The sequence below is a fragment of the Flavonifractor sp. An92 genome, assembly GCF_002159175.1.
Taxonomy (GTDB): Bacteria; Bacillota; Clostridia; order Oscillospirales; family Oscillospiraceae; genus Pseudoflavonifractor_A.
In genome coordinates, this window is record NZ_NFGZ01000004.1 from 105105 (window position 1) to 118777 (window position 13673).

11 protein-coding genes are annotated in these 13673 nt (G+C 63.4%); 7 read left to right on the plus strand and 4 right to left on the minus strand.

Annotated features, from left to right (window positions below; all coding sequences use genetic code 11):
- Positions 1-157: 157 nt before the first annotated feature.
- From glgD to B5G43_RS04715, 4 genes are all read right to left on the minus strand, one after another.
- Positions 158-1273, minus strand: coding sequence for a glucose-1-phosphate adenylyltransferase subunit GlgD (gene glgD, locus B5G43_RS04700; RefSeq protein ID WP_087259316.1), 1116 nt, complete (start codon positions 1271-1273; stop codon positions 158-160).
- A complete protein-coding gene (locus tag B5G43_RS04705; protein WP_087259317.1) occupies positions 1270-2484 on the minus strand; it encodes a glucose-1-phosphate adenylyltransferase in 1215 nt (404 codons plus the stop codon). Before B5G43_RS04705 ends, glgD begins: the two co-directional genes overlap by 4 nt.
- Before the next feature lie 116 nt (positions 2485-2600).
- The gene (gene glgB, locus B5G43_RS04710) at positions 2601-4676 is read right to left on the minus strand and encodes a 1,4-alpha-glucan branching protein GlgB (RefSeq protein ID WP_242960461.1); all 2076 of its coding nucleotides are present in this window, start codon (positions 4674-4676) and stop codon (positions 2601-2603) included.
- 258 nt (positions 4677-4934) lie between these two features.
- A complete protein-coding gene (locus B5G43_RS04715; protein ID WP_087259319.1) occupies positions 4935-6068 on the minus strand; it encodes a D-alanyl-D-alanine carboxypeptidase family protein in 1134 nt (377 codons plus the stop codon).
- A 153-nt stretch (positions 6069-6221) separates the two neighbouring features.
- Between B5G43_RS04715 and B5G43_RS04720 the strand changes: the two genes are divergently transcribed.
- From B5G43_RS04720 to B5G43_RS04750, 7 genes are all read left to right on the plus strand, one after another.
- Entirely contained in the window at positions 6222-6812 is a 591-nt protein-coding gene (locus B5G43_RS04720) for a molybdenum cofactor guanylyltransferase (protein ID WP_087259320.1), read from the plus strand.
- A 114-nt stretch (positions 6813-6926) separates the two neighbouring features.
- A complete protein-coding gene (locus B5G43_RS04725) occupies positions 6927-9305 on the plus strand; it encodes an endonuclease MutS2 (protein WP_087259321.1) in 2379 nt (792 codons plus the stop codon).
- A gap of 184 nt (positions 9306-9489) precedes the next feature.
- Positions 9490-9753, plus strand: a complete 264-nt coding sequence (locus B5G43_RS04730) for an HPr family phosphocarrier protein (RefSeq protein WP_087259322.1) — start codon at positions 9490-9492, stop codon at positions 9751-9753.
- Positions 9754-10259: 506 nt separating this feature from the next.
- Positions 10260-12101, plus strand: coding sequence for an excinuclease ABC subunit UvrC (uvrC, locus tag B5G43_RS04735; RefSeq protein ID WP_087259323.1), 1842 nt, complete (start codon positions 10260-10262; stop codon positions 12099-12101).
- 14 nt (positions 12102-12115) lie between these two features.
- Positions 12116-12661: a 16S rRNA (guanine(966)-N(2))-methyltransferase RsmD gene (gene rsmD / locus B5G43_RS04740; protein ID WP_087259324.1), complete on the plus strand. Its 546-nt coding sequence runs from the start codon at positions 12116-12118 to the stop codon at positions 12659-12661.
- A 24-nt stretch (positions 12662-12685) separates the two neighbouring features.
- Complete coding sequence (coaD, locus tag B5G43_RS04745) at positions 12686-13183, plus strand: pantetheine-phosphate adenylyltransferase (RefSeq protein ID WP_087259325.1); 498 nt, start codon at positions 12686-12688, stop codon at positions 13181-13183.
- On the plus strand, positions 13183-13659 hold the full coding sequence (locus tag B5G43_RS04750; RefSeq protein ID WP_087259326.1) for a hypothetical protein: 477 nt from the start codon (positions 13183-13185) through the stop codon (positions 13657-13659). Before coaD ends, B5G43_RS04750 begins: the two co-directional genes overlap by 1 nt.
- Positions 13660-13673: the final 14 nt, after the last annotated feature.

Here is a 13673-nt window from a genome sequence, read left to right on the forward strand (position 1 = left end):
AGCCCTTCGCCCGCCGAATGACACAACAAGACCCACGCTTTACGGGTGCAGGGCCGATGCTTCTCTCATTATAGCAGAAACGGTACATCAATGCGAGAGACGAAGTGTTGAAAAAACGCCTTCGTCTCTCGCATGATACAGGAAAATTCGTCAATAATTATACGATTTCATTCTTGGCAATGGCCAGAGGATAAGAGGAGTGGCCCATGAGCATACGACCGGCGTTGACGCGGACGTTCTTGTCGGTGATGGTGTACTTCAGCACAGCGCCGGCCTGGATGGTGGTGCCCTGCATCAGGACGCAGTTGGACACGCGGGCGCCCTTCTCCACCTTGACGCCGCGGAAGAGGATGGAGTTCTCCACCTCGCCCTCGATGATACAGCCGTCGGCCACCAGGGAGTTGGTGGACTTGGCCTCGGGGCCGTAGTAGGTGGAGGGGTTGGACTGGTCCTTGGTCTTGACGGGGCGCTCGGGCACGAAGAGCTGGGAGCGGACGGCGGGGTCCAGCAGCTCCATGCTGCGCTCAAAGTAGCCGGACACCGACTGCAGCCGGGCGGCGTAGCCATCGTGGATGTAGACGTGGATCTTCAGCTGGCCCCACATGCGGGAGAGCACGCCCTCGCTGAAGGAGGAGATGTTGTGGGCGGAGCAGTAGTCCACCAGGTTGAGCAGCAGCTCTTTGGAGAGGATGTAGACCTCCAGGGACTCACAGCCGGAGGGAGTCTCGGGGTGGATGGCGATGTCGGAGGCAAAGCCCTTGGAGTCCACAGTGAAGTAGTCGCAGCTGTGGGGCGCGCCCTTGGGGGTGGCGGTGCAGACGGCGGTGATGTCGGCGCCGCTCTTGATGTGGGAGGCGTAGATCTCCCGCAGGGGGAGGTTCACGGCCAGATCGCCGCCGGCCAGCACCACATGGTCCTGCCGGATGTTGGCGAGGTAGGAGCGCACGCCCGCCAGAGCGTCCATGCGGCCCCGGTAGAGGCTCTCGCGCTTGTCCGCGTAGCTGAAGGGGGGCAGGATGCGCAGACCGCCGTGCTTGCGGGAGAGATCCCAGTCCTTGCCGGAGCCCACGTGGTCCAGCAGGGACTGATAGTTGGTGTGAACGATGAGGCCCACATCGGTGATGCCGGCGTTGACCATGTTGGAGAGCATGAAGTCCACCACGCGGTAGCGGCCGCCGTAGGGCACGGAGCAGGTGTTACGGGGCTGGGTCAGCTCCCGCAGGTTGGGGTTGGAGCGATATGCGAAGACGATGCCATGCAGTTTGTTCATCATTTCACATCGCCTCCTTTCACATTCTTGGTGATCATAGCCTTGGGGGAGATGATGGCATTGTCGCCCACCTTCAGGTTCTGGGCCACCACGGCGATGCCCCAGTCGGCGTTATTCTCCGCCGTTGGGGGCGCGCCCACCCGGGCATTGCTGCCGATGACGGTGTTCTCCGCCACAATGGCGTATTCCACCACGGCGCCGGTCTTGACCACGGTGCCGGGCATGAGGATGGAGTAGCTGACCTTGGCGCCCTCCTCCACGGTGACCGAGTGGAAGAGCACCGAGTTCTCCACGGTACCGTTGACGTTGCAGCCGCCGGTGAGCATGGAGTGGGAGACCTTGGCGCTGGAGCCGGTGAAGAGAGGAGGCTTGGTGGGGGTGCGGGCGTAGATGGGCCACTCGGGATCGTACAGGTCGATGCCGTTCTCAGGAGAGAGCATGTCCATGTTGGCGTCCCACAGGGAGTCGATGGTGCCCACGTCCTTCCAGTAGCCCTTGAAGCGGTAGGCCACCAGCTTCTCGCCGGCGTTCAGCATGGCGGGAATGATGTTCTTACCGAAGTCGTTGGCGCTCTTCTCGTCGGCCTCGTCGGCGATGAGGTACTGCTTGAGCTTCTTCCAGGTGAAGATATAGATGCCCATGGAGGCCAGGTTGCTCTTGGGGTGCTTGGGCTTCTCCTCGAACTCGTAGATGGTGTCGTGGTCATCCACGTTCATGATGCCGAAGCGGGTGGCCTCCTCCAGGGTGACCTCCAGCACCGAGATGGTGCAGGCGGCGCCCACTTCCTTGTGGTGGGCCAGCATCTTGGAGTAGTCCATTTTATAGATATGGTCACCCGAGAGGATGAGCACGTACTCGGGGTCATACAGCTCCAGGAAGTCCAGGTTCTGATAGATGGCGTTGGCAGTACCCTTGTACCAGGTGCCCTTCTCGCCCTCACGCATGTAGGGGGGCAGCACATGGACGCCGCCGTCGGAGCGGTCCAGGTCCCAGGGCTGGCCGTTGCCCAGATAGGCGTTGAGCTCCATGGGACGGTACTGGGTCAGCACGCCCACCGTATCAATACCGGAATTGACACAGTTGGACAGGGGAAAATCAATGATACGGTACTTGCCGCCAAAGGGGACGGCGGGTTTTGCCACGTGACTGGTCAGCGCGTGAAGACGGCTGCCTTGTCCGCCAGCCAGAAGCATGGCGACACATTCCTTTTTCATAACACGTTCACCTCTTATTGCAGATACCGACGACTCGGTTCCATACATTCCCTCTCTCCGGTCGGCCCGGGAGCGATTGGCTTTCCGTTTACCCTCTCCTCTCTTCTCGGATCGACTCAGGACGGCTTCGCCGGCTTTTTGGCCGCGGGCTTTTTGGCGGCAGCCTTGGGTTTCGCGGGGGTGTCCTTGTCCTTTGCATCGGTTTTGGTGGACCGGGTCCGGGTGGTGGTCTTGGCCGTACGCTTGACCGCCTTCTTGGGCTCGGCCGCCGGCTGAAGCTCCGCCTTCTTGCGGCGGGGCGGGAATTTCTTGACGCACTTATAGATGACAGCGCTCATGGGGGGCAGATCGATGGAGATGGACTGCTCCTGGCCATGGCAGGCGATGTACTCGGTCTTGAGGGGCTCCTTGTCGCCCAGTCCGGTGCCGCCGAAGGACTCGTCGTCGGTGTTGAACACCAGCTCGTACCGGCCGGGGAAGGGGACGCCCACCTGGTAGCCCTTGCGGTGGACGGGGGAGAAGTTGCACACCACCAGCAGGAACTGGCCCTTCTTGTCCTTGCGGAGGAAGGCGGCGCAGTTGCCCTGGTTGTCGTCGGCGCAGATCCACTGGAACCCCTCCCAGGAGAAGTCCAGCTGCCACAGCTCGGGATTGGCCAGGTAGAACTGGTTGGCGGATTTGAAGAACTTCTGAAGCTTCTTGTGCCGCTCCTGCTTGAGGAGGTGCCAGTCCAGGGAGTGCTCATAGTGCCACTCGTTGAACTGACCGAACTCGGCGCCCATGAAGAGCAGCTTCTTGCCGGGGTGGGTCAGCATGTAGGTGTAGAAGGCCCGCACGCCGGGGAACTTCTCGTCGTCGGTGCCGGGCATCTTGTTGATGAAGGAGCCCTTCATGTGCACCACCTCGTCGTGGGACAGGGGGAGCACGAAGTTTTCCGAGAAGGCGTACATCAGGGAGAAGGTGATGTCCCGATGGTTGAACTGGCGGAAGTAGGGGTCCAGCTTCATGTAGTGGATGATGTCGTTCATCCAGCCCATGTTCCACTTCAGGTTGAAGCCCAGGCCCCCCTCCAGACCGCCCTGTCCCACGGGATGGGAGACCCGGGGCCAGGCGGTGGACTCCTCAGCGATCATCATGACGTCGGGGTGGGCGGTGAAGATGTGGGTGTTCAGGGCCTGGAGGAAGTCCACGGCCTCCAGGTTCTCGTGCCCGCCGAACATGTTGGGGCACCACTCGCCGCCCTGGCGGCCGTAGTCCAGATACAGCATGGAGGCCACGGCGTCCACCCGCAGGCCGTCGATGTGGTACTGCTCCAGCCAGAAGAGAGCGGAGGAGAAGAGGAAGGAGCGGACCTCGTAGCGGCTGTAGTCAAAGACGCGGGTGCCCCAGTCGGCGTGCTCACCCTTGCGGGGGTCGGCGTACTCGTAGCAGGGCTCGCCGTCGAACTCATAGAGGCCAAAGGCGTCCTTTGGGAAGTGGGCGGGGACCCAGTCCAGGATGACGCCGATGCCGGCCCGGTGGAGCTGGTCCACCAAGTACATGAAGTCATCGGGGGTGCCGAAGCGGCTGGTGGCGGCGAAGTAGCCGGTGCACTGGTAGCCCCAGGAGGCGTCCAGGGGATGCTCGCTGACGGGCAGCAGCTCCACATGGGTGAAGCCCATCTCCTTGACGTAGGGGACCAGGTACTGGGCGATGTCCCGGTAGCTGAGGAAGGTATCCTCGCCGGTGCGCCGCCAGGAGCCCAGGTGGATCTCATAGATATTCAGGGGATTCTGATAGATGGGATTGGCTTTCCGGGCGGCCATCCAGCCCTGATCGCCCCACTGGTAGTCCCCCAGGTCATAGATCTTGGAGGCGGTGCCGGGACGGGTCTCGGCGTGGAAGGCGTAGGGGTCGGACTTGGCCAAAATGCGCCCGTCGCGGGCGGTGACGGCATATTTGTAGCTGTCATAGCGCTTCAGGCCGGGGACGAACCCCTCCCACACGCCATCGCCGATGAGCTTCATGGGGTGGCTGGCCTGATCCCAGTCGTTGAAGTCGCCCATCACGGCCACCGCGGTGGCGTGGGGGGCCCAGACACGGAAGACATAACCGGCGGTCCCGTCTCTGGTCTCGGCATGGGAACCCAAATAGTCCTGGGCACGCACGGCGTTTCCACTGGCGAAAGCCTCGAGAGCGCTCACGGATGTCATCGGTTTGGGATTCATAGGCAATCTCTCCTTACTGGTAAAAACAACCATAAATTCGGCGCTTCAGACGGATTTTTTGTTGTCATAGATGATAATAGCCCTCAAAAGGATGAATGGCTATTTTGTATAAATTATACAACAGAATCCAGGGCGCGTCAAGAGCAGGTCTTTTCCAGAAGAATTGGTTTATTCTCGCATAAAAAGTGAATAAAACCGGGAAAACCAGGCGGGAGGGCCCACCATTCGGGCCCTCCCGCCTGGTCATGCGACCATCAGAAGACGCTGCAGCAAATTGGAAAAAATACCTCCCAGTGAGATCCGGGCCACGCCCTGGTCGGCCACGAGAGGGAGATTTTGTCGTTCCTCGCCGTCCACCCGGACGGAGAGCCGGCCCAGGATCTGACCCGGCTCCACGGGGGCCTCCACGTCGGCGGCCAGCTCCACCTGGGTGGTCACCGAGTCCACCTGGCTGCGCTCCACCAGCACCCGGCCGGGGGTGGAGAGGATGGGCTGGACCTGGCTGGTGACGCCCAGGCGCACGGTGACCGGGGGCAGGGCCTGGCCGGGTCCCACGTCCACCAGCGTGTAGTTGGCAAAGCCGTAGTTGAGCAGCGTCTCAGCGGCGGCCAGCCGGGCGTCGGAGGTGGGGGCCTTCAGGATGACGGCGATGAGGGCCATGCCGTCCCGCTCGGCGGTGGCGGACAGGCAGTAGCCCGCCGAGTCGGTGGAGCCGGTTTTCAGGCCGGTGACCCCCTGGTAGCGGCGCAGGAGCTTGTTGGTGTTGGCCAGCTGGAATGCCCCGTCCCGCAGGGAGTCCATCCAGATGGTGGTATACGCTTGAATGCCGGGGTGGTTGACCATCAGCTCCCGGCTCATGAGGGCGATGTCGTAGGCACTGGTCAGGTGCCCGGCAGCGGGCAGGCCGGTGCAGTTGAAGAAGGTGGTGTCGTGCATGCCCAGCTCCCGGGCCCGCTGGTTCATCCGGGTGACGAAGGCCTCCTCACTGCCGGCCAGGTGCTCGGCCAGGGCCACGGCGGCGTCGTTGCCCGAGGCCACCGCCACGGCCTTCATGAGATCGTCCACCGTCATCTGTTCCCCTTCCTTTAAATAGACCTGACTGCCGCCCATGGAGGCGGCGTGGGCACTGACGGTCACCATGTCCTCCTTGGACAGCTGCCCGCTGTCCAGGGCCTCCATCACCAGCAGCATGGTCATCACCTTGGTGACGCTGGCGGGCTCCATCTTGTCGTGGGCGTTGGACTCGCAGAGCACGGTGCCCGTCTCCTGTTCCATCAGTACGGCGGCTCCCGCCTCCACCGTCGGCGTGGCCTCCGCCGCACCGGCCGGGAAGGAGAGCAGCATCACGGCCGCCAGGGCCGCGCACCATCGTTTCATGGCGGTTCCTCCAGTCTAGAGAAGTTTCTATTTCAGAGGATATGGAAGGACGGGCCATTCTATGCAGGGGGAAAAACTTGTCAGACGGCGCAAAGACTGATACAATCAGCTCTGCAAACCATAATTGAGACAAGCGCGATACAGGAGGAACACATGGAACTGACCACGGTGATCTTGACGGGCGGGGCCTCCCGCCGGATGGGACAGGACAAGGGAAATCTGCGGGCGGGGGACGCCACGCTGCTGGAGCGCCAGGTGGCGCGCTGGCAGGGCGTCTTTTCCGGCGTCGCAGTGTCCATCGGGGAACATCCCCGTCCGCTCCCCCCGGACACGGCGGCTTTGTCCGACGGCTTTCCCGGCGCGGGCCCCATGGCGGGGCTGGAGGCGGGTCTGTCCGCCTTCCCCGGCGGGGTGTTCCTCACCGCGGTGGACATGCCCTTCGGGGACCCGGACCTGGCCCGGGCGCTGGCGGCGCGGCTGGGGGAGGACGACGTGTGCCTCATCCGCCGGGAGAGTGGCCGCCTGGAGCCCCTTTTTGCCGTGTACGGCCCCGGCTGCCTCCCCGCTGTGCGGGAGGGCCTGGCGGCGGGGGAGCGGTCCTTCGTCCACGGGCTCTTTCCCAAGGTGAAGGTGCGGGTGATCGAGGAAGGGGACCTGCCCGGCTTCGACCTGGAGCGCATCCTCTGCAACGTCAACCGCCCGGAGGACTGGGAGCGGGTCAAGGACCAGCTGGACCGGACGTAAGAGGGGACTGGAATTTGACGGCACTTTGGTGTATGATAAAAGGGGACGAATCGTCCCGCCTTTTTAGGATAAAACCGCCCGGACGGTCCGGGCGATTTGATTTGGAGCGTGTCTATGACCGATTTATTTGAAAAATCCATTCAGACTCTGGAGCTGCCCCGGGTGCTGGAGCGCCTGGCCGAGCAGGCCGTGACCGAAGAGGGGAAGGAGCGCTGCCTGAACCTGCGCCCCCTCACCGACGAGGACGACGTGCGCCGCCGCCTGGCCGAGACCAGCGCCGCGGTGGACCTGATGACCCTCAGCGGCAGCCCCTCCTTTTCCGGGGTGAAGCCGGTGGCGGCCTCCCTCCAGCGGGCCAACATGGGCGGCGCGCTGAACACCCGGGAGCTGCTGGACATTGCGGCAGTGCTGCGGGCCTCCCGCTCGGCCAAGGAGTACGCCGACGGCCGCAGCGGCGCGGCCAAGACGTGTATCGACCACCTCTTCGCCTCCCTGACCCCCAACCGGTATCTGGAGGAGAAGATCACCGGCTCCATCGTGGGCGAGGATGAGATCGCCGACTCGGCCAGTCCGGAGCTGGCCGACATCCGCCGCCACATCCGGGCCACCGCCAGCAAGGTCCGGGACATCCTCAACAAGCTCATCTCCTCCAACCAGGCCAAGTACCTCCAGGAGGCCATCATCACCCAACGAAACGACCGCTTCGTGGTGCCGGTGAAGTCGGAGCACAAGAACGACGTGCCCGGCCTGGTCCACGACGTGTCCTCCTCCGGCGGCACCTTCTTCATCGAGCCCATGGGCGTGGTGAAGGCCAACAACGAGCTGCGGGAGCTCCAGTCCCGGGAGGAGAAGGAGATCGAGCGCATCCTGGCCGAGCTCTCCGCCGAGTGCGCCGCCTACCGGGAGGACATCGCCCAGAACTATGACCTCCTGCTCATGCTGGACGTCATTTTCGCCCGGGCCAAGCTCTCCTACCGCATGAAGGGCGCCGAGCCCAAGATCGTCAAGCGGGGGCTCTATCTCCGCCGGGCCCGCCACCCGCTGCTGGACCCCAACAAGGCCGTGCCCAACGACCTGATGCTGGGGGAGGACTTCGACACCCTGGTCATCACCGGCCCCAACACCGGCGGTAAGACGGTGACCATCAAGACCATGGGCCTTCTGGTGCTCATGGCCCAGTGCGGCCTCCACATCCCCGTGGACGCCGACAGCCGCATCCAGGTCTTTTCCCGGGTGCTGGCCGACGTGGGCGACGAGCAGTCCATTGCCCAGAGCCTGTCCACCTTCTCCTCCCACATGGTCAATATCGTGGGCATCCTGAAGGAGGCGGACGACGAGACCCTCATCCTCTTCGACGAGCTGGGCGCGGGCACCGATCCCATCGAGGGCGCCGCCCTGGCCGCCGCCATCATCGAGAGCGCCCGGGAGCTGGGCGCCCTGGTGGCCGCCACCACCCACTACGCCGAGCTGAAAGTGTACGCCATGACCACCAAGGGGGTGGAGAACGCCTCCTGTGAGTTCAATGTGGACTCCCTGGCCCCCACCTACCGGCTGCTCATCGGCATTCCCGGCAAGTCCAACGCCTTCGCCATCTCCGAGCGGCTGGGACTGCCGAAATATATCATCCAGAAAGCCGCCGAGCGCATCGACGCGGAAAACGTCCGCTTTGAGGACGTGCTCACCCAGCTGGACGAGCAGCGCCAGCAGATGGAGCGGGAGAAGGAAGAGGCCGCCAAGCTCCGTCGGGAGATGGAGGACTCGGCCAAGGTGGCCCGGGAGTACCGGGAGAAGCTGGAGAAGGAGCGGGCCAAGGCCGTGGAGAAGGCCCAGGCCGAGGCCCGGCGCATCCTGGACGAGGCGAGAGACACGGCCGACCAGGTCTTTAAAGAGCTTAACGACATGCGCAAGAAGCAGCGCAAGGAGGAGGACTGGCAGCGGGTCAACGAGGCCCGCGCCGGGCTGAAGCACCGCCTGAACGAGGCCGAGGACAAGCTGGGCCGCCGCAAGGAGGAGCCCGCACCCCCTCCCACCCGTCCGGCCAAGGCGGGCGACACGGTGGAGCTGGTGAAGATGGGCACCCAGGCCACCGTCCTGAGCGTGAACAAGGACGGCTCCCTCCAGCTCCAGGCGGGCATTCTGAAAATCACCGCCAAGCAGAGCGAGGTCCGCGTGGTAGAGGGGGAGACCCAGACCCAGAAGGAGGCCCGCAAGGTGGTGCGCCAGGCTGAGCACAAGCTGCGTTCCCTGGGCGCGTCGCCGGAGGTGGACCTGCGGGGCATGATGACCGATGAGGCCATCAACGCCCTGGACATGTTCCTGGACAACGCCATGCTGGGCCGCCTCCAGGAGGTCACCGTCATCCACGGCAAAGGCACCGGCGCGGTGCGCAAGGCGGTGCGGGAGCACCTCAAGCGCAGCCGCTATGTGAAATCCTTCCGCCCTGGCCGCTTCGGCGAGGGTGAGGACGGTGTGACGGTGGTGGAGCTGCGCTGAGCGCTCCGCCCCGCCGGAGAGAAGGGAGTGATGGCGTTCCTGCATCTTCGAGCAGATCCGCTCCATTCAGCGAAAGCGCCAGAGGTGGGAGCAGGAATTTGTGCAAATTGGCATTGACGATTTGGGACAAATTTGGTATTCTTATAATTGCAAATATGCGAGGCATATTAGGGGAGGAAACGCTATGTATATGAAAGAGGCAATGGTGAATAACCAGGTCGGTCTGCACGCGCGTCCGGCGACTTTCTTCATCCAGAAGGCCAATGAGTTCAAGAGCTCTATCTGGGTGGAAAAGGATGAGCGGAGAGTGAATGCCAAGAGTCTGCTGGGCGTGCTCTCCCTGGGCATCGTGAAGGGCACTTCGATCAACCTGATCGCCGACGGCCCCGACGAGAAGGAGGCCATTGAGGGCCTCATCGAGCTCATCAGCTCCAACTTCGCCGAGTAATCCTGTGCCGAAAAAAAGCGCCGCCGTGTGCGGCGCTTTTTTTGATTTGAAGCGTGAGTTTTGCTCCCGGGAGGCCCGGAGGAGTTTTACCCTCGCCGGGCGGGCGTCCTGCGCGGACAGCGCCCGATTTCTTTTCGCGGAAAAGAAACCGGGGAAAGAAAAGGCCTCAAGGGGGCTGTCTGCCCCCTTGAGAATCCCCCTAAGTGGGCGGCCTTCGGCCACCTGGTTTTGCCGGCAGTACAACGCTTTCTTCATAGGCACCAGGCTTGGAATTGGCCACGCCGAGGTAAGGAAATACCACCGCAGAAGAATGAAAGCCGGGGAGCGCCTTGGGGGAGTCCAGAGGGGCGGTATCCCCCCTCTGGGCTTTCTTTCCCACCGCTTTCTTTCGCAAAGAAAGCGGTGCTCCCGCCGAGCAGGCGGCCTGTCCGGCGAGGACATGCGCCCCGCGCCGGGTGCAGAAAGCACACTGACTTCATCAAAAAGGAGGGCATACTGTTTCTGCTATGACCTTTGAAGAACTGAAAGAAAAAGCCCATGCCCTGCCGCTGAAGCCGGGTGTGTACATTATGCAGGATGCCAAGAATACGGTCATCTATGTGGGCAAGGCCAAGGCCCTGAAAAACCGGGTCAGCCAGTACTTTGCCAACCTGGCCTCCCACACCGAAAAGACCCGGGCCATGGTGAGCCAGATCGACCACTTCGACGTGATCGTGGCCGACTCGGAGTTCGAGGCCCTGGTGCTGGAGAGCTCCCTCATCAAGCGCCACCAGCCCCACTACAACATCCTCCTGAAGGACGACAAGGGCTACCCCTATATCCGCCTGGATGTGAAATCGCCCTACCCCCATTTTTCCATGGCCAACCGGGCGGAGGACGACGGAGCCCGCTACTTCGGACCCTTTGGGAACCGGGGGGCCAGCCAGGCCATCATCGACGCGCTGCTGACGGCGCTGCGCTTACCGGCCTGCGCCCGGGTGTTCCCCCGGGACATCGGAAAGGGGCGGCCTTGCCTCAACTACCACATGGGCAAGTGCGACGGCTACTGCCGGAAGGACATGGACCAGTCCCGCTACGGGGAGGCCATCGAGCAGGCGGTGCGGCTCCTGGAGGGCAAGTTCCAGGAGGTAGGGGACGAGATCAAGGCCGAGATGGAGCAGGCCGCCGAGGAGCTGCGCTTTGAGCGGGCGGCGGAGCTGCGGGACCGATACAAGGCCATCGAGCTGCTGGGCAAGCGGCAGAAGGTGGTGGCCGCCTCTCTGGCCGACACCGACGTGGTGGGCTTCCACCGGGGCGAGGCCAAGAGCTGCTTTGTGGTCCTCCACTACGCCGACGGAGAGCTGGCCGCCAAGGACTGGACTCTGATGGAGACCCCCATGGAGGAGGAGACCGGCGAGGTGGTCTCCGCCCTGGTGCGGGGATTCTACGGCGGGCGGGGGAACCTGCCCAAACAGATCTTGCTCCCCTGCGAGCTGGAGGACGAGGTGCCCATCACCCGGCTCCTCTCCGAGCAGGCGGGGCGGCGGGTCAATCTCATCACGCCCCAGCGGGGAGCCAAGATGGACCTCATCCGTCTGGCGGATAAGAACGCTGTGGAGGAGGTGTTCCGGGCCACCACCCGGGAGGAGCGGCAGAACAAGCGCATGGAGCTGCTGGGCAAGCTCCTGGACCTGCCTGCGCCGCCCCGGCGCATCGAGGCCTACGACATCTCCAACACCGGAGACGACGACATCGTGGCCTCTATGACGGTGTTCGTGGACGGCAGGCCCCTCAAGCGGGATTACCGCCACTTCAAGCTCAAGGATCTGGTCCACGCCGACGACTACGCCTCCATGGAGCAGGTCCTCACCCGGCGTTTCAAGCGCTACCTGGACGGCGACGAGAAATTCAGCGACAAGCCGGACGTGCTCCTCATTGACGGCGGCACCACCCACGCACGGGTGGCGGTGAAGGTGCTGAACGAGCTGGGGCTCACCATCCCGGTGTTCGGCATGGTGAAGGACGACCGCCACCGCACCCGCGCCCTGGTGACGGCGACGGGGGAGGAGATCGGCATCCAGGGCAATCCGGCCATCTTCTCCTTCATCGGCCGGATCCAGGAGGAGACCCACCGCTTCGCCATCGAGTTCAACCGCCTCCAGCGCACCAAGCGGGTCCAGGGCTCCACGCTGGACCAGATCCCGGGTGTGGGGGAGAAGCGGCGCACCGAGCTGTTAAGGCACTTCAAGAGCATCAAGAACATCAGGGCCGCCTCTCTGGAGGAGCTGGAGCAGGCGGTGCCCAAGAACACCGCCAGAGCGGTCTATGACTTTTTCCGCGCCGGGGAGAAGCCCGGGGCGGAGCCATAAAGGAGGAATACGCCATGCGCGTTATTTCGGGAGAAGCCCGGGGCCGGCGGCTGAAGGAGCTGTCCGGCATGGAGACCCGGCCCACCACGGATAAAGTGAAAGAGTCCATCTTCAACATCGTCCAGTTCGACATCGAGGGCCGGAAGGTGCTGGACCTGTTCGGCGGCACCGGCCAGCTGGGCATCGAGGCCCTGTCCCGGGGGGCGGCGAAGTGCACCTTCGTGGACCTGCGGAAGGACGCGGTGGCCCTCATCAAGGAGAACCTGAAGGTCACCCGCCTGGAGGACCGGGCCCGGGTGGTGCAGGGGGATTCCCTCTCGTTCCTGGCCAGCTGCGGGGAGAAGTTTGACCTCATTTTCCTAGACCCGCCCTACGCCGCGGGGCTGCTGGAAAAAGCGCTGGAGCGGGCCGCTGCAATTGACATCCTGACGGAAAATGGTATAATGGTCTGCGAAAGTGCCGCGGAGACGGTGCTTCCCGATCTGCCGGAGCCTTATCGGAAGGGCCGGGAATACCGCTACGGCAAGATCAAAATCACCCTGTACCGGCGCGGTCTGTGACCGACGCACGGGAAGGAGGTTTCGGTGAAAACAGCCATTTATCCCGGAAGCTTTGACCCCATCACTCTGGGGCATCTGAATATCATCAAGCGGGCGGCGGTGTGCTTCGACAAGCTGATCGTGTGCGTCATGGTCAACTCCGACAAGATCAACACCGGCCTTTTCACCCCCGAGGAGCGGGCGAACCTGATCCGGAAGGTGGTCTACAAGCTGCCCAACGTGGAGGTGGACTGGTCCACCACCCTGCTGGCCGAGTACGCCCGGGAGAAGCGGGCCTGCACCCTGGTCAAGGGGCTGCGGGCGGTGTCGGACTATGAGAACGAGATGCAGATGGCGCTGCTCAACCGCAAGCTGAACCCCCGGCTGGACACCATGTTCATGCCGTCCAGTACGAAATATACCTACATCAGCTCCAGCGTGGTGAAGGAAATGGCCCGCTACGGAGCAGATCTCTCGGACTTCGTGCCCCGGGAGATCATCGACGACGTGAATGAACGAATGCGACAGAGGAGGAATGGGTAATGGCCAGTGGCGTGGAAGAGCTGATGGACTTACTCTATCAATTGATCGACGAGGCCAAGGGCGTGCCCCTCAACAGCGAGAAGTGCATCATCGAGCGGGACAAGGCCCTGGACCTGCTGGACGAGATCCGCAGCCAGTTCCCCATGGAGCTGAGCGAGGCCAAGAAGCTGCTGGCCAGCCGGACCGAGTACATCGCCTCCGCCAAGCGGGAGGCCGAGCTCATCCGCAAGCAGGCCGACGACCGGGCCAAGCAGATCCTGGCCGAGGACGAGCTGGCTGCCCAGGCCAAGCAGCGCTCCAACGAGATCATCCGCCAGGCCGAGGAGCGGAGCCGGGAGCTCCGCCGCGCGGCCAACGAGTACTGCGAGGACGCCCTGCGCCGCACCGAGGAGGCGGTGGCCGAGGCGTACGACGAGATCAAGAAATCCCGTGCTCGCTTCCGCGCTGCCTCCACGGGCGGCGGTTCCGGACGCTGAGCCTGAGACAGGAG

Coding starts and splice junctions, on each gene's coding strand:
- glgD (WP_087259316.1), bottom strand. CDS start 1,273: ATGATGAACAAACTGCATGGCATCGTCTTCGCATATCGCTCCAACCCC.
- B5G43_RS04705 (WP_087259317.1), bottom strand. CDS start 2,484: ATGAAAAAGGAATGTGTCGCCATGCTTCTGGCTGGCGGACAAGGCAGC.
- glgB (WP_242960461.1), bottom strand. CDS start 4,676: ATGACATCCGTGAGCGCTCTCGAGGCTTTCGCCAGTGGAAACGCCGTG.
- B5G43_RS04715 (WP_087259319.1), bottom strand. CDS start 6,068: ATGAAACGATGGTGCGCGGCCCTGGCGGCCGTGATGCTGCTCTCCTTC.
- B5G43_RS04720 (WP_087259320.1), top strand. CDS start 6,222: ATGGAACTGACCACGGTGATCTTGACGGGCGGGGCCTCCCGCCGGATG.
- B5G43_RS04725 (WP_087259321.1), top strand. CDS start 6,927: ATGACCGATTTATTTGAAAAATCCATTCAGACTCTGGAGCTGCCCCGG.
- B5G43_RS04730 (WP_087259322.1), top strand. CDS start 9,490: ATGTATATGAAAGAGGCAATGGTGAATAACCAGGTCGGTCTGCACGCG.
- uvrC (WP_087259323.1), top strand. CDS start 10,260: ATGACCTTTGAAGAACTGAAAGAAAAAGCCCATGCCCTGCCGCTGAAG.
- rsmD (WP_087259324.1), top strand. CDS start 12,116: ATGCGCGTTATTTCGGGAGAAGCCCGGGGCCGGCGGCTGAAGGAGCTG.
- B5G43_RS04750 (WP_087259326.1), top strand. CDS start 13,183: ATGGCCAGTGGCGTGGAAGAGCTGATGGACTTACTCTATCAATTGATC.